Genomic DNA, 16324 nt, shown 5'->3' on the forward strand with positions numbered 1-16324 from the left:
GCTCCATGAACAAAGCTGTTCGCAAGACCGCCAGCTTCGGGGTGCCGTGGGAATCGGCCTACGGCTATGTCCAGGCTGTGCGCGTCAACAACACGATCTTCGTCTCCGGCCAGCTCTCGCACACGCCAGACGGTCAGCTGGTCGCACCGGCCGCGCTGGGCGCCGACGGAAAGCCCGCGAACTACGACACCATGGAGGCGCAGATGAAACGCACGTACGAGAATGCGCAGCTGCTCCTCGGCGAGCTGGGCGGGTCGCTGGCAGACGTGGTGGAGGAGACCCTGTTCGTGATCGACGTGCCCGCCGCGTTCGCCGCCAGCGGCAAGGTACGCCCGGCTGCCTATGGCCAGCCGGTCCCGCAGGTAGCCAGCAACCTGATCGGCGTGTCGGTACTGGCCTTCCCAGAGCAGCTGATCGAGATCGCGTTTCGCGCCGAGCTGCAGGCCTAGGCCCTCGGCGCCGGCCGGATGCGGTTGAGCAGCCAGGCCAGAGCGCCCGGGGATCGCGCAGGCGTCCACGCAAGCGAGCCCGGTATCTGCAGCTCGATCTGCGTGCCGCGGTGGGGCGGCCCTGAGCGCACGGCCAAGGCGCCCCCGGCACGCGCGGCGCGCTCACGCATGCCCTCCAGCCCCCAGTGTCCTTCCTGGACGATGGCATCGGGCATGAAGCCGATGCCATCGTCACGGATGCGGAGCCTGAACGCCTGCCTCGAGTAGCTCAGGGATACCTCTACGGATGTCGCGCCTGCGTGCCGGAATGCATTGAGCAATGCCTCCCGGCCGATCATGTAAGCCTCTTCCCATGCGCACTGCTGCAGCGGCCGCTGCGCACCTTCCACCAGCAGGCGTACTGCCGGCAGCTCCCGCATGTCGATGTCCTCGCGCACATCCAGCAGCGCAGCGCCCAGGTCCCGTGATTGGCGCGCATGACCGCGCAGCCCACGTACGCGTTCACGTCCCTCGGCTGCTACGCGCTCGGCAATGCCCATGGCCGACTCCAGTTCCCGCCTGACCGGATGATCGCCTGCAAGCTTCCGGCTGGTGGCATCCAGGCGCAGGATCAGGCCCTGGGTGCTCTGCAGCAGCGTGTCATGCAGTTCCCGCGCGATCCTCTCGCGTTCGCGGTGGCGCTCGTCAAGCCGCGCGCGGATCCGTGCTGCCACCTGCTTCAGACGGAGCAGGTAGGCTAACCAAAGCACGCCCACGACGAGAACGACGCACAGCATCCTGAACCATGCGGTCTCCCAGTAGTTGGGCGCGATCAAGACGACCAGCTGGTCCCCCGCTTCGTTCCATACCCCGTCGTTGTTGCTTGCCATCACGCGGAAAACGTAGTGACCAGAACCGGGGGCGTTGTAGAGTGCCGAGCGCTCCGACGTTTCGATCCAGTCACCATCGAAGCCCTGAAGCCGATACCGGAACCGGACACGTTCGGGCATCGAAAGACTCAGTGCCGTGAAGCCGATGCGCAGGTTGCGTGTGTCGGCGGGAAGCGCGATCCCGCCGCTGCTGAATGGCAAAGAGGCACCGTCGGCCTCGACCGAGCGAATCTCGACCGGTGGCGCGATCGTATTGCGGCGGATCTGCCGCGGATGCAAGGACACCACTCCGCTGGTGGTGGCAAACCACAGCCTGCCGTCCTGCGAACGTGCCGCCGTTGGTAGCGGCCGGAACTGGGCGGCAACCCCCGGCAGGCCATCGAGTGCATCGTACTTTTCATACCGCGGCGCACCAGCACCATCGAACAGCGCCGGAACATCGGCCTGGCGGACATGCAGCACGCCGCGGGCGCCGTTGAACCACAGGTCGCCCGTGGCATCGGAGACGATGCCGCTGATGCCGCGGAAGTCTTCGCGGACGGCCTGCATGACGTTGCGCAGTTGCCCACGGTGTACCCGGGCCAAGCCGCGCTCGCCGCCGATCCACATTCCACCGCCATCTTCGTGCAGCGCGGTCACGTTGCCCACCCGCAATGGCTCGCCCGTCCAAGGGGTGGAGAACTGTCCGTTGGCCAGCACGGCCATGACGCCGCGTGCGAAGCCCAGCCAGAGGCGGTCGCTGGCGTCCACGTGCATCACCAGCGGCGAGTCGCCGGCAGGCAGGCCGTCGCGTCCCCTGACCTGCGTCCATCGCCCTTGGTGGAAGCGATGCAGTCCAGGCGTGTTCAATGACAGCCACACGGCACCGTCGCTTGTGATCGCCATTGCCTGCACGCCCGACCGCGCCGCTACGGGCAGCGCGGTGACCTTGTGGAACTGCTCGCCGACCTTTCGCCACAGCCCTTCGTGGCCTGCAAGCCACAGCGTGCCCCTGGAGTCGCGCTGCATGGCGGTAATCGTAGACGCCAGCCCAAGCGGCTGGCGTGCGGCGGTCGCCACCCGCTGCAGGGGCTGGTTGCGGGTTCCCACCAGCAGGTGCGCGCCATCGGCTGCGATGGAGAAATCCTGCGCGCCCTCCGGCATCGGAACCACTGCCAGATTGGCGTGGCGGAAACGATCCAGCCCGCGGCTGCTGCCCACCCACAGGTTGCCTTCGCGGTCCTCCAGCAAGGGCTGCAGGTAGTCGGAACTGAGGCCGTCGGCGCGCTGGAAGCGCTCCATTCGCCGGGCGGTCCCGCCAGCGGGATAACGGAGCAGACCCGAGCCCAGCGTGGTCGCCCACAGCACGCCGTCGCGGTCGAACAGCAGGCCGGCCGAAGGGGCAGGCGCTCCTTCACCCCGCAGCGGGCGGATGCCCCCCTCGGCTTCAGCGATCCAGATCGCGCCATCCGGCGCCTGGGTGATCTGGCTGACCCGGCCGACCCGGCCCGGCACCGTGGCGAATGCCGTGGCACCACGACGCAGCACGACGATGGCGTCCTCGGTAGCAATCCACAGGCTGCCCTGGCGGTCAGTGAACAGCGTGCGCGCCTGGTGTCCTGGGTAGGCCATCGCGGGCGTGGGCCGTGCCCAGCGCTGTCCATCGAAGAAGGCCGGGCCGGTGAACGTCGCTGCCCACAGACGACCTTCGGCGTCCTCGGCAATGCGGTAGACCGTGCTGGTTGGCAGGCCGTCCGCTGCGGAGAAGTGGCGCAGGCGGGGGCCTTTGATCACGCTGATTCCACCGTAGCGGAAGCCTACCCAGAGCGCACCATCGTCGGAGGCGTGCAGCGTGGACACACTGGTCGCGGGGAAGGCGCTGCCATCCGGTGCCATGAAACGGGTAAAGCGGGCGCCATCGAACCGGTAAAGGCCGATCTCGGTGCCCAGCCACAGATAGCCATCGGGCGTCTGCGCCAGGGCGGTGACCTGTCCAGGCGCGCCTTCATTGACGGTCCATGCGGTGTGGTGGAACTGCGCCACCGATCGCGATGGATCCAATGCGGCGGCAGGCCCGCCCACCATGAGCAGGCACCAGCAGGTAAGCAACGCCAGGGCGCGCAGGTTGGACATGAGGAAAAACCCGTTGTGTGCACGCCGGCACGGCCTTCGCGCGGCCCATCTTAGAGAACCGGTGGGGTGGCGTGAAGGCCGTGTCCTGCTACAGGATCAGTGGCTGATGAACGCCAGCAGATCCGCGTTGACGCGGTCCTTGTGGGTCTCGGTCAGGCCGTGCGGTGCACCCGGGTAGACGATCAGCCTGGCGCCCTTGACCAGCGCTGCCGACGCCCGGCCGGAGATGTCGATGGGCACGATCTGGTCATCATCACCATGGATGACCAGGGTCGGGACATCGAATTTCTTCAGGTCCTCGCGGAAGTCGGTGGCTGAAAACGCAGCGATGGAGTCATAGGTGTTCTTGGCGCCGGCCTGCATGCCCTGCGCCCACCAGCTGTCGATCATGCCCTGGGAAACCTTCGCACCCGGACGATTGAAACCGTAGAAGGGTCCAGAGGCGATGTCCCGGTACAGCTCGGACCGGTTCGCAAGCTGCGCGGCGCGCATGCCATCGAATACCGCCACCGGGACGCCCTTCGGATTGTCGGCCGTCTTCAACATGAAAGGCGGCACCGAGCTGATCAGCACGGCCTTGGCCACCCGCGCGGTGCCATGGCGGCCGATGTAGCGCGCCACTTCTCCACCACCGGTCGAAAAGCCAACCAGGGTAGCGTCCTTCAGATCCAACGTATTGATCACCGTGGCCAGGTCGTCGGCGTAGTGGTCCATGTCATTGCCGGTCCACGGCTGGCTCGAACGACCGTGGCCGCGGCGATCATGCGCGACAACACGATAGCCCTTGGACGCCAGGAACTGCATCTGGGCGTCCCAGCTGTCCGAGTTGAGCGGCCAGCCATGGCTGAAGACCACCACCGGGCCATTCTTCGGGCCCCAGTCCTTGTAATAGAGCTGTACGCCGTCCGGGGTGGTCAGGTAGCTGGGGCTGCGCGTTACGGCGACCGGTTCGGGAATCGGGCTGGCGGCATGCGCCGTGGCCTGGACGGCTACGGCAAGGAGGGAAGCAGCGAGAACTCGGGTCAGGGTTTTCATGGAGAGGCCTGTAGGGAGGGGCGGTCGGCGCGATGCGTTCCGTGAGAGGAAGTGTGCAGCGGCGTCGTGGACGATAAATCACATATAGTCTAATAAAGTTGATTCATCGTCCGTATTGCTTCTGCCGCGCCTCCACGTTGCCCGCCGGCGGCGCTTGGATGTGCGCCGCCGCCTGTCCCACTGTGCACTCAGATCAGAACTTCCAACCCAGGCGGGCGTAGTAGAAGCCGCCGTTGAAGCCATACGGCGAATGCACCGGGTATTCCGCGCCAGCCACGCCGGCCCACGGGTTCTTCGACGGCACCCGGTCGAACAGGTTCTGCGCGCCCACGCTGAAGTACAGCCCGGACACGAACTTCCAGCCCACTTCGGCATCCACGATCAACGCGCTGCCGGCGTGGATCGGCAGGCCGCCGTCAGCGGCGGAGATCACCCCGCTGTCCAGGTGGTCTTCGTACCAGCTGCTGTAGTAGTTGAAGCGCAGGTTGGCGTGGAAGACCTGCCGCTGGTGGTTGACGCTGAAATAGCCCTTGGTGCGCGGCAGCGACTTTTCCAGCTTGTACACGCGCGCGGCATCGATGAAGTCGGTGTCGTAGCGATCCACTTCGGTGCGGTTCCAGTTGGCCGCCAGCGCATAGGTGGTGGTGCCACCGAAATGATCGCTGCGGTAGCTGGTGACCACGTCCACGCCGGTGGTGGTTGTGTCGAAGGCGTTGCCGAAATAGGTCACCTGCGAGATCGACGCCGCTTCCGGGTTGCCGCCGGCCATCAGCGCGGCCCGCTCGGCCGGGGTCACCGCGAAGCTGGTGCTCAGCGCGATGCGGTCTTCCACCTTGATCTGGTAGCCGTCCACGGTGAACAGCCAGTCGCCCTGGGTCCACACCGCACCCAGCGATACGTTCTTGGACTCTTCCGGGGTCAGTGGCTGGGCGCCCTTGAGCTGGGCGATCGGATCGGTCGGCGGCAGGGTGGCGATGTCTTCCAGCGCCGTTCCACCGAACACGGTGCTGATCTGGCTGATGTTGGCCTGGCCGGGCGTGGGGGCGCGGAAGCCGGTGTTGTAGGCACCGCGCACGGCGAAGGTGTCAGTGAAGTCGAAGCGGCCGGTGAGCTTGCCGGTGGTGGTGCTGCCGAACGAATCGTAGTCTTCGTAGCGCAGCGCGCCGGCCAGCAGGAAGCGTTCGGTGAGCTGTGCTTCCAGGTCGGCGTAGGCGGCCCAGTTGCGCCGGTCGAACGTGCCGGCGGTGCGCGCGCTGAAACCGTTGAAGCCGTTGGAGCCCAGCGCGAAGCCCTGCTCGGTGAGCGGGCCGATTGCCGTGGACGGGCCGTCACCGGGGCTGATGGTGAAGCTTTCCTCGCGCCATTCCGCGCCCATCGCCAGACGCAACGGCTGGCTGCTGAAGGCGACGGCGATATCGCGGCTGACATCCACGTTGAGGTTCTTTTCGATCTGGGTGTTGCCGCCCGGCTTGAAGGACAGGCCGGCCGGCTGCACCGGGCCCATCGACGCGTTGACGGTGTTGTAGATGGTGAAGTCGATCTCGTTGCGGCCCCATGAGCCGCTCACGTCCCAGTACCAGTCCTCCCAGGTGCCCTTGGCCCCGGCAAACACCGAGGTGTCTTCCAGCGACCCGCCAAAGCGCGGGGTGAAGCCGCCCGGCAGGCTGGACAGGAAGGTGTAGCAGTTCGCCGGCAGCGCGGCGACCGCTGCACTGACGCCGGCATACGGCAGCAGGTTGCCGCCGCCGTCACGCAGCGCGATGGACGGACAGGCGCCGGCGCCTGTCAGGTTGCCGACCAGCAGCGTGTCGCCGCCATCGTTGGAGTACACGCCAGAGCGCGCGGTGGGATCGCGGAAGTAGAAGCCGCCGTCCACGTCGCGCTTGGCATGGTTGCCGAACAGGTAGAAGTCCACGCTGTCGGTGGACAGGCCCAGGTTGTAGACCAGCTTGAAATCGTCATCGACCTTCGGCGAGCCCCACACCTGCGCCGGCTGGCCAACGCCAGGGTAGCCGGCGGCGATCGCCGCGGCGGCATCGTCGCGCTGCACGCTGCGCGAGGTGTCATCGGCATTGCGCCATTCGGCGGTCAGCGTGGCAAAACCGCGTTCGGTCAGCGGCAGGCCGATCTGCGCGGAGTACTGCGTGGTCAGGCCGTCGCCTTCGTAGTACTTGCCGGTGAACACTTCGGCAGTGCCGCCTTCGCGCAGTTTCTTCAGCCCGAAGTTGATGACGCCGGCGATGGCGTCCGAACCGTACTGGGCGGCGGCGCCGTCGCGCAGTACCTCCACCTGTTCCAGCGCCAGCGATGGGAACACCGACAGGTCCGGACCCTGCGCACCGTCGGACAGGCCATGGCCGAGGAAGGTGATGACCGCCGCACGATGGAAGCGTTTGCCATTGACCAGCAGCAGGGTGTTGTCCGGTGGCAGGCCGCGCAGGTTGGCCGGGCGCACCAGGCTGGCGGCGTCATCGATCGGAATGGTGCTGACGTTGAAGGAAGGCACCAGCACCTTCAGCTGGTCCAGCGCATCGGTGGCGCCCTGGTTGCGGAATTCTTCGCCGCTGATGATGTCGATCGGTACCGCTGAAGACGACACGGTACGTGGTTTGGTGCGGCTGCCCAGCACCGACACGGTGTCCAGGTTGGTGGCCGCTTCGGGCGTGGCCGGGCTGTCCTGTGCCAGCGCCCCCGCGCTGGTCACCAGCAGGGCGGTTGCGAGCGCCACGTGTACTGCAGATGCCAATGGCGAAAAGGCTTTCGGAGCGTGAACACACTTGCCAATGCGGTCGTTCATGCATGCACCTTGCAGTCTGGTTGTTGGGTTGTCGTTCGGTTAGTGGTTCATCCCGTTGGTTCTCCCTGCGCGTCAGTAGGTCTGTTGCGCTGCAACAACAATTAACAGAAGATTAACCGTACTGCAACGAATGTATGCCGACTTTGGCGGTTCGTTGACGCAATCGTCGGTTGACTGACGCCCCATACCCGCCGCAACCGGGCCTGTCGCGGCGTATCCTTGACGCATGGGGACTCTTTTTCCGACGCACCGACGGTCGCGCCTTCGGGCATGCGTCTGGGTGGGCTGCGGCCTGCTGGCCGGGGCCGCGGTGCTGCCAGCGGCCGCCGCCACCCAGGCCAGCGTGCTGCTGGACCCGGCCGAACAGGCCTGGGTCGCGGCGCATCCGGTGATCCGGGTGACCTCCGATGCCACCCTTCCGCCATTGGAATACGTCCGCGACGGCCAGCTGAAAGGCCTGTCGGGGGATTACCTGCGGCTGATCAGCGCCCGCACCGGGCTGCAGTTCCAGTTCGTGCAGGCGGCCGACTGGCCCGCTGCGCAGCGGGCGCTGCAGACGCGCGAGGCGGACATGCTGCTCAATGCGATGGACGAGCGCCTGTCTCCGGCCACCCGCGCGGCGGTGCGGCTGGGCCGGCCCTATCTGTCGGCCTACAGCGTGGTGTTCACGCGCCCGGATTCGCCGGCCGTGTGGGACCTGCAGGAGCTGGCCGGGCGTCGGGTCGCCGCGCGCGCCGCAGGCGACTACGCCCGGATCCTGCAGGCACGTTACCCGCAGTTGATCGTCGTGCCGACCGACACCCCGCAGGCTTCCATGCAGCTGGTGCTGGATGGCCGGGCCGACGCCGCGATGGGTACCAGCGCGACGTTCCAGCCGTTCGTCGCCCGCCGGCACGTCGATGAGCTGCATATCTCCCGTCCGCGCATCGACCTGGTGATGCAGGCGCAGTTCGCGGTACGCAGCGATTGGCCGCAGCTGGAGGCGATCATCGGCAAGGCCATGGCATCGGTCAGCACCCGGGAGGAATCGCAGATCCGCCAGCAGTGGCTGCGCGAAGAGGACTACGGTGCGCCCAGTGTGGCCACCGTGCTGCGCTACAACTGGGCCTGGCTGCTGGCGATCGCCGTGCTGGTGCTGGCGCTGGGCGTGGTCGCGCGCTGGGCCTGGCGCGCGCGCGCGGCAGCGATCGAAAGCGAACGGGTCAAGGCGCGTTTCCTGGCGACCATGAGCCATGAGATACGCACGCCGATCAACGCCGTGCTGGGCGCGATCGAAGTGCTGGCCGACCACGTTCCCGCCGGCCGGCCGCGCGCGCTGGTGCGGGCCGCCGAGGAGGCGGCCGAATCGCTGACCGGCCTGCTGGACAACGTGCTGGACCTGTCCAAGCTGGACGAGGGCCGCATGCAGCTGGAAAAGATCCCGGTGGACATACGCGCGCTGGGGCGCAGTGTCGCTGCGGTGTTCCAGGGCGAACTGGAAAAGCGCGGCATCGCGCTGGTGGTCGAGGTCCCTGCGCACGACACCTGGCTGATGCTCGACCCGACCCGGCTGCGCCAGGTGCTGCTGAACCTGCTCGGCAACGCGCGCAAGTTCACCGAGCACGGCCGTATCCGGTTGACGCTGCAGGTGCAGGAAACACCGCTCGGAACCTGGCTGCATGCAGCGGTGGCCGACACCGGCTGCGGGATTCCCGCGGCACTGCAGGGCCGACTGTTCGACCCCTACACGCAGGCCGACGGCAGCATCTCGCGCCAGTACGGCGGCACCGGCCTGGGGCTGTCGATCAGCCACGACCTGGTGCAGCTGATGGGTGGGCAGATCGACCTGCGCAGCGTGGAAGGCGAAGGCACCACGGTGTCGCTGCGGATCCCGGCCGCGCGTGCCGATGCGGTGGCCCCGCCCGCCGCCGCCATGCCGGGCAGCGTGCTGCGGGGCGTGCGCGTGCTGGTGATCGATGACCATGCGCCCAACCGCATGGTGCTGGAGGAACAGCTCGGCCGCCTGGGCGCGGTGGCGACGTTGGCCGACAGTGCCGCGCAGGCGTTGGCAGCGCTCACCGCGGACCTGCCGGACATCGTGCTGCTGGACTGCTTCATGCCGGACATCGACGGCTACCAGGCAAGCCGGATGATCCGCGCGACGGCGGTGCCGGGCGTGGCCGAACTGCCGATCATCGCCATTTCCGCCGCCACCGACGCCGCCCACCTGGCGCGCTGCCAGCAGGCCGGCATGAACGGCGTACTGAAAAAGCCGATCCGCCTGGCCGAACTGCAGGGCATGCTGGCGCTGTGGACCGGCCGCGCCGGCACAGCGGGATCGGCCGACAAGGCGGGGCAGGCCGCCGCGCTGGAGGCCATCGAGCGGGACGCCGTCGACCGGCTGGGCCCGGACCTGCGCCTGCTGCTGGCCGACGACCTGCGCAAGCTGCGCGAGGCGGTGGATGCCAGCGATATCGGGCGCCTCACGTTTTACGCGCACCGCCTGCATGGGGCCGCCGGCCTGGTCGGGCGGCCGGCGCTGGCGGCGTTGGCCGCCAGGCTGGAAGCCGATCCGGAAATGGATCCCGACCAGGCGCTGGACGAGATCGACGAACAGCTGGCGAGCCTGTCGCGGGCGGCACCGATCCGGGTATGAGCGGGGCACGGCCTGCCGCCAGGGACTAGACGACTGGTCTAATCGGATGTACAGTCGCCCCATGAACACCGTTCCCGCCACCGCCAACGTCCGCGACAAGATCCTGGCCACCGGCCAGCGGATCATGGGCGGCAAGGGTTTTTCGGCGGTCGGCCTGAACGAAGTGCTGGCCGCCGCCGGCGTGCCCAAGGGCTCCTTCTACCACTACTTCGGCTCCAAGGATGCGTTCGGCGAGGCATTGCTGGAAGCGTATTTCGACGCCTACCTGGATGACATGGAGCGCATCTTCCGCCAGCCCGGCAAGAACAAGGCCGTGCAGATGGAAGACTATTTCTCCGCCTGGCAGGACAACCAGTCCTTCGAAGACTGCCAGGGCAAGTGCCTGGCGGTGAAGCTGGGCGCCGAGGTGGCGGACCTGTCCGCCAGCATGCGTGCGGCCCTGGATCGCGGCACGGCGGCGATCATCGCCGGCATGGCCGATGCGATCAAGGCAGGCCAGGCGGAAGGCGTTTTCCCGAACCAGGAGGATGCCGCGCAACTGGCTCAAAGCCTGTACCAGCTGTGGCTTGGCGCAAGCGTCATGGTCAAGATCGTACGCACTCCCCAGCCATTCGACACCGCGCTGCTCACCAGCCGTCAGCTGCTGGGTCTTTCCCGCTAATCCCGCCGCCCTCTGAACCCGGGGGACGGCATGTTGTCCCGCTTCACACGCAATTACCTAGACGACCGGTCTAATTCAAGCTGTATCGCACCCCACAGGAGCGCACCCATGAAAGTCCTCATCGTTCTGACCTCGCACGACCAGCTTGGCGACACCGGCAAGAAGACCGGCTTCTGGCTGGAAGAACTGGCCGCGCCTTATTACACCTTCAAGGATGCCGGAGCGGAGATCGTGCTGGCCTCGCCGAAGGGCGGGCAGCCACCGCTGGACCCGAAGAGCAACGAGCCCGATTTCCAGACCGCACTGACCCGGCGCTTCGAAGCCGACGCCGAGGCCAATGCGCAGCTGGCCAGCACCGTGCGCCTGGACAGCGTGTCGCAGGCCGATTTCGACACCGTGTTCTATCCCGGTGGCCACGGGCCGCTGTGGGACCTCGCCGAAGACCATGATTCCATCAGCCTGATCGAAGCGTTCATCGAAGCGGGCAAGCCGGTCGCCCTGGTCTGCCATGCCCCCGGCGTGCTGCGCCACGTCAAGGCGGCCACCGGTCGTCCGCTGGTGGAAGGCCTGCAGGTGACCGGCTTCACCAACACCGAAGAGGAAGGCGTGGGCCTGACCCAGGTGGTGCCGTTCCTGGTCGAAGACGAACTCAAGGCCAACGGTGGGCAGTACTCCAAGGGACCGGACTGGGGGTCGTACGTGGTCCGCGATGGCCTGCTGATCACCGGGCAGAATCCGGCCTCCTCCACCGAAGCCGCCGAAGTGTTGATCACGCAGCTCGCCCACGGCTGAGCAAGCTCGCAGGGGCGTGGCTTCAGTCCTTGGCCGGCGCTGCTGCGGGAGCAATGCTCCGCAGCAGCGCCTTGTCGATCTTCGCGGCCACGCCCACCCTGCGGCCGGCAAGCGCTGCTTCCCCCGCTGCAGCTGCAGCACCAGGTGCAGCGCGGCCCCCGTGTCCAGGTCAACCCCACCGTGCCCGCCGCAGCGTGCACGCCGTGCCTCGCATAATGGGTCATGCCCAGCTCCCTCGACGCCCTTCCCGCCGTCTTCGCCCCCGCCACGCGCGCGTGGTTCAGCGGCGCGTTCCCGGCCGCAACGCCGGCGCAGGCGCAGGCGTGGGCGGCGATCAGCCGGGGCCAGCACACGCTGGTCATCGCGCCCACCGGTTCGGGCAAGACCCTGGCCGCCTTTTTGCACGCCATCGACCAGCTGTTCACCGAGCGCGACCAGCAGGCGCGGGCGGGCGAGCCTGCGCAGCGAGGGGCCACCCGCGTGCTGTACCTCTCGCCGATCAAGGCACTCGGCGCGGACGTGCAGCGCAACCTGCAGGTGCCGCTGCAGGGCGTGCGTGCCGAACGCGCGCGCCGCGGCGATCCGGACGTGGACCTGTCCGTGGCGATCCGCAGTGGAGACACCACCCCGTCCGAACGCGCGCGGCTGGCGCGGCGGCCACCGGACATCCTGATCACCACGCCGGAATCGCTGTTCCTGATGCTCACTTCCAACGTGCGCGACACGCTGCGCAACGTGCATACGGTGATCATCGATGAAATCCATGCGGTGGCCGGCAGCAAGCGCGGCACCCACCTGGCCCTCAGCCTGGAGCGGCTGGAGAACCTGCTGCAGGTGCCTGCACAACGGATCGGCCTGTCGGCCACGGTGCGCCCGGTGGACGAGGTGGCGCGCTTCCTTGGCGGCGGCCGTGCGGTCAGCGTGGTACAGCCGCCATCGTCGCGCCACCTGGCGATGCGCATCGTGGTCCCGGTGGAGGACATGGCCGACCTGCCGACGCACGGGTCGGGGCCCGGCGCGGGAGAGTCTTCCACGCGGGTGGGCTCGATCTGGCCGCATGTCGAAGCCAGCATCCTGGATGAAGTGCTGCGCTGGCGTTCCACCATCGTGTTCGCCAATTCGCGCGGCGTGGCCGAGAAACTGACCGCACGGCTCAACGCGCTGCATGCCGAACGCCTGGAAACCGATGCCGGTGGCGCGCCGCCGGGCCTGCCCGACACGACGGCCTACGGCTCGTTCAATGGCGGCACCTCGGGGCGCTCCACGGGTGCCGAGCCGCTGCTGGCGCGCTCGCACCATGGCTCGGTCAGCAAGGAACAGCGGCGCGAAATCGAAGAGGCGCTGAAGTCCGGGGCGCTGCGTTGCGTGGTCGCCACCTCCAGCCTGGAACTGGGCATCGACATGGGGCTGGTGGACCTGGTGATCCAGGTCGCCGCGCCGCCGTCGGTGGCCAGTGCACTGCAGCGGGTCGGGCGCGCCGGCCACCAGGTGGGGGGCATCTCCACCGGCTTCGTCTACCCGCGCACCCGGCGTGACCTGATCGATGCGGCGGTGATCGTCGACAGCATGCTGGCCGGTCGCATCGAAGCGCTGGATCCACCGCGCAACCCGCTGGACGTGCTGGCCCAGCAGACCGTGGCGGCAGTGGCGATGGATGCGCTGGACGTGGAAGACTGGTACGCCTGCGTACGCCGCGCCGCGCCCTATCGCGAGCTGCCACGCAGCGCCTTCGATGCCGTGCTGGACATGCTGGCCGGGCGCTACCCGTCGGATGATTTCGCCGGATTCCGGCCACGCCTGGTATGGAACCGCGACAGTGGACAACTCACGGCGCGCCCCGGTGCGCGGCAGCTGGCGGTGACCAGTGGCGGCACCATCCCCGACCGCGGCATGTTCAGCGTGGTGCTGCCCGAAGGCGCCGAGCGCGCCGGCTCGCGCCGGGTCGGCGAGCTGGACGAGGAAATGGTCCACGAGTCACGGGTGAACGATGTGATCACCCTCGGCGCCACGTCGTGGCGGGTCGAGCAGATCACCCATGACCAGGTGATCGTCACCCCGGCACCGGGTCGCTCGGCACGGTTGCCCTTCTGGCGCGGCGAAAATGCCGGCCGCCCGGCCGAACTCGGCGCGGCGATCGGCGCGTTCCTGGCCGATCTGGACGGCGCGGCCGCAGACCAGGGCGACATTTCCCAGGCGCTGGCCGCGCGGTTGCAGGCCAGCGGCCTGGATACGCGCGCCATCACCAACATGCTCGGCCTGCTCGGTGAGCAGCGGCAGGCGACCGGCGTACTGCCGACGGACCGGCAACTGGTGGTTGAACGCTGCCGCGATGAACTGGGCGACTGGCGGGTGATGCTGCATTCGCCGTATGGCCGCCGCGTGCATGATCCGTGGGCGCTGGCGATCGCCGAGCGGATCCGCGAGCGCTGGCATGTCGATCCCTCGGTGGTGTCCAGCGAGGACGGCATCATGGCGCGGATTCCGGACAGCAGCGGGCACCTGCCGGGCGCGGACCTGTTCCTGTTCGACCCCGAGCCGCTGCGGCGCCAGGTGACCGCCGCGGTCGGCAGCTCGGCGCTGTTCGCTGCACGTTTCCGCGAATGTGCTTCGCGCGCGTTGTTGCTGCCCCGGCGCACGCCGGGACGACGCTCGCCGCTGTGGCAGCAGCGCCTGCGCGCGGGCCAGCTGCTGGACGTGGCGAGTGCCTATCCGGAGTTTCCGATCCTGATCGAAACCGCGCGCGAGTGCCTGCAGGATGTCTACGACCTGGATGCACTCGGCGCGCTGATGCAGCGCCTGGTGGACGGTCAGGTGCAGATCGCCGAGGTCACCACGCAGGTGCCATCGCCGTTCGCGGCCAACCTGTTGTTCGGCTACGTCGCCGAGTTCATGTACGGCACCGACGTGCCGCTGGCCGAGCGTCGTGCTTCGATCCTGTCGTTGGACAGTGGCCTGCTGGCGGACCTGCTGGGCCAGGTGGACATGGGCGAGCTGCTGGATGCCGGCGTCGTCGAGCGCGTGGTGGATGAGCTGCAGCGGCTGGCGCCGGATCGGCGCGCCGCGGGCAAGGAGGGCGTTGCCGACCTGCTGCGCGAACTGGGTCCGTTGTCGACCGGCGAGCTTGCCGCGCGCCTGCTCGGTGCCGATGGCGAAATGGACGTCCACCTGGCTGCGCTGCAGGCCGAGCATCGGCTCATCGCAGTGACGCTGGCGGGGGAAACGCGCTGGGCGGCGATCGAAGATGCCGGCCGGCTGCGTGACGCACTGGGCATCGCGCTTCCCGCGGGGATTCCCGCGGTGTTCCTGCAGACCGCGGTGGATCCGCTCGGCGACCTGGTCGGGCGCCTGGCGCGCACGCGCGGTCCGTTCACCACGGCCGATGTGGCCGTCCGGTTCGGGCTGGGTGTCGCGGTGGCCGACCACGCGCTGGCGCGCCTGGCCGAGCAGGGCAAGCTGCTCAGCGGCCAGTTCGGTGCAACCACGGCGGAGCACGGCAGCCCCGTCGCGCGCCACGAATGGATAGCGGAAGGGGTGTTCCGCCGGCTGCGCGTGCGCTCGCTGCAGGCCGCGCGCGAAGCGACCCGACCGGTACCGGGCACGGCGTACGTGCGGTTGTTGCTGGAACGCCACGCGTTGCTGGGATCGGCGGCCGGGCATGCCGCGCTGGGTGCCCATGCGCAGGTGACCGGCACGCTGGAAGGCAGCGAAGGCGTGCTGCGGGTGGTGGAACAACTTGCCGGCGTGCCGCTGCCGATCTCCGCATGGGAAAACCAGGTCCTGCCGGCGCGCATGCGGGATTATGCGCCTGCGTTGCTGGACCAGCTGCTGGCCACTGGCAGCGTGCTGTGGTGCGGGCATGGCACGCTGGGCGATGACGATGGCCTGGTGTCGCTGCACCTGCATGATGTCTCTGCGCAGACCCTGCCGGTCATCGGCGAAGGCGCCTTGTCGCCGCTGCAGGAGATGATCGTGTCGGTGATGGCGGACGGCGGTGGATTCTTCGCACGGCAGCTGGCGACGAGCGTGCATGCGCGGCTGCAGGCGGCGCAGCGTCCCGCGGCAGGCATCGATCTTTCGCCGGAGTCGTTGCATGCCGCGCTGTGGGCGCTCGCCTGGCAGGGCCGCGTGACAACGGACATCTGGGCGCCGCTGCGCGCGCTGTCTGCGGCCCGCACGCCAGCGCGTGCGCGTGCATCCCACGTGTCGCGGCGCCGCCGTGGCTTCATCGGCATGTCGATGGGCGACACCGCGCCAGCCGTCGGCTCGGTGCTGCATGGCCCCGCTACCTACGATGCCCCCGCGTTGGCCGGACGCTGGTCGCTGCTGCAGCGCGGCCACGCCAGCGACACCGTGCGTGCGGTCGCACTGGCCGATGCGCTGCTGGATCGCCACGGCGTAGTGACCCGCGGCGCAGCGGTGGCCGAAGGCATCGCCGGCGGCTTTCCCGCCCTGCAGCAGGTATATCGGGGCATGGAGGATGCCGGGCGGGTGCTGCGTGGCCGTTTCGTGGAAGGCCTGGGCGGTGCGCAGTTCGCCGAGCGATCCAGTGTCGACCGGCTGCGCGACATCGCCGAGGACACCTCACCTGCCGCATCGGCGCCGGCCATCGGCCTGTCGGCGGTGGATCCTGCCAATGCCTACGGCACGGTACTGGCGTGGCCGGCGCATGCGGCCCGGCAGCGCCCGGTGCGCCGGCCCGGCGCGCTGGTGGTGCTGGCCGGCGGTGCGCTGCGGATGTACCTGGCGCAGGGCGGACGTTCCCTGCTGCTGTACTTCGATGGCGACGACCCCGGCCACGCCGGGCTGCTGGCTGCGTCGGCCGACGCGCTGGCCGCGGCGTTGCGGCGCGGCCGGCGCCTGTCGTTCACCCTGGACCGGATCAACGACGCGGAGATCGGTCGTGGCCCGGTCACCGATGCGCTGCGCGCGGCGGGCTTCCGCAATGCACCGCGCGGGCTGAGCTGGGAGGGCTGA

At 68.5% G+C, this 16324-nt stretch carries 8 protein-coding genes; 5 read left to right on the top strand and 3 right to left on the bottom strand.

Annotation, left to right across the window (positions count from 1 at the left end):
- The first annotated feature begins 5 nt into the window (after nt 1–5).
- Nucleotides 6–449 carry a Rid family hydrolase gene (locus QE373_RS01925; RefSeq protein WP_309682994.1) on the top strand — a complete coding sequence of 148 codons (444 nt, stop codon included), beginning with the start codon at nt 6–8 and terminating at the stop codon, nt 447–449.
- Here the strand turns inward: QE373_RS01925 and QE373_RS01930 are convergent.
- From QE373_RS01930 to QE373_RS01940, 3 genes are all read right to left on the bottom strand, one after another.
- Nucleotides 446–3430 (bottom strand): two-component regulator propeller domain-containing protein, encoded by a 2985-nt coding sequence (locus tag QE373_RS01930; RefSeq protein ID WP_309682996.1) that lies wholly within the window; start codon nt 3428–3430, stop codon nt 446–448. The two genes, QE373_RS01925 and QE373_RS01930, sit on opposite strands and share 4 nt — an antisense overlap.
- Before the next feature lie 96 nt (nt 3431–3526).
- The gene (locus QE373_RS01935) at nt 3527–4465 is read right to left on the bottom strand and encodes an alpha/beta hydrolase (protein WP_309682998.1); all 939 of its coding nucleotides are present in this window, start codon (nt 4463–4465) and stop codon (nt 3527–3529) included.
- A gap of 193 nt (nt 4466–4658) precedes the next feature.
- Nucleotides 4659–7193, bottom strand: a complete 2535-nt coding sequence (locus QE373_RS01940) for a TonB-dependent receptor (protein WP_309683001.1) — start codon at nt 7191–7193, stop codon at nt 4659–4661.
- A gap of 349 nt (nt 7194–7542) precedes the next feature.
- On the opposite strand from QE373_RS01940, the gene QE373_RS01945 reads away from it, so the two are divergent.
- The 4 genes from QE373_RS01945 (at nt 7543) to QE373_RS01960 (ending at nt 16324) form a co-directional block, all read left to right on the top strand.
- Nucleotides 7543–9897, top strand: coding sequence for a transporter substrate-binding domain-containing protein (locus QE373_RS01945; protein WP_309683009.1), 2355 nt, complete (start codon nt 7543–7545; stop codon nt 9895–9897).
- 61 nt (nt 9898–9958) lie between these two features.
- On the top strand, nt 9959–10558 hold the full coding sequence (locus QE373_RS01950; protein ID WP_309683010.1) for a TetR/AcrR family transcriptional regulator: 600 nt from the start codon (nt 9959–9961) through the stop codon (nt 10556–10558).
- Between the two features lie 108 nt (nt 10559–10666).
- Nucleotides 10667–11350 (top strand): type 1 glutamine amidotransferase domain-containing protein, encoded by a 684-nt coding sequence (locus tag QE373_RS01955; protein ID WP_309683013.1) that lies wholly within the window; start codon nt 10667–10669, stop codon nt 11348–11350.
- Between the two features lie 222 nt (nt 11351–11572).
- A complete protein-coding gene (locus QE373_RS01960; RefSeq protein ID WP_309683016.1) occupies nt 11573–16324 on the top strand; it encodes an ATP-dependent helicase in 4752 nt (1583 codons plus the stop codon).

Source organism: Stenotrophomonas sp. SORGH_AS_0321, assembly GCF_031453215.1.
Lineage (GTDB): Bacteria > Pseudomonadota > Gammaproteobacteria > Xanthomonadales > Xanthomonadaceae > Stenotrophomonas > Stenotrophomonas chelatiphaga.

Excerpts from the sequence above, each read along its gene's own strand:
- QE373_RS01930 (WP_309682996.1), bottom strand. The coding sequence starts at position 3,430 with ATGTCCAACCTGCGCGCCCTGGCGTTGCTTACCTGCTGGTGCCTGCTC.
- QE373_RS01950 (WP_309683010.1), top strand. The coding sequence starts at position 9,959 with ATGAACACCGTTCCCGCCACCGCCAACGTCCGCGACAAGATCCTGGCC.
- QE373_RS01935 (WP_309682998.1), bottom strand. The coding sequence starts at position 4,465 with ATGAAAACCCTGACCCGAGTTCTCGCTGCTTCCCTCCTTGCCGTAGCC.
- QE373_RS01960 (WP_309683016.1), top strand. The coding sequence starts at position 11,573 with ATGCCCAGCTCCCTCGACGCCCTTCCCGCCGTCTTCGCCCCCGCCACG.
- QE373_RS01955 (WP_309683013.1), top strand. The coding sequence starts at position 10,667 with ATGAAAGTCCTCATCGTTCTGACCTCGCACGACCAGCTTGGCGACACC.
- QE373_RS01925 (WP_309682994.1), top strand. The coding sequence starts at position 6 with ATGAACAAAGCTGTTCGCAAGACCGCCAGCTTCGGGGTGCCGTGGGAA.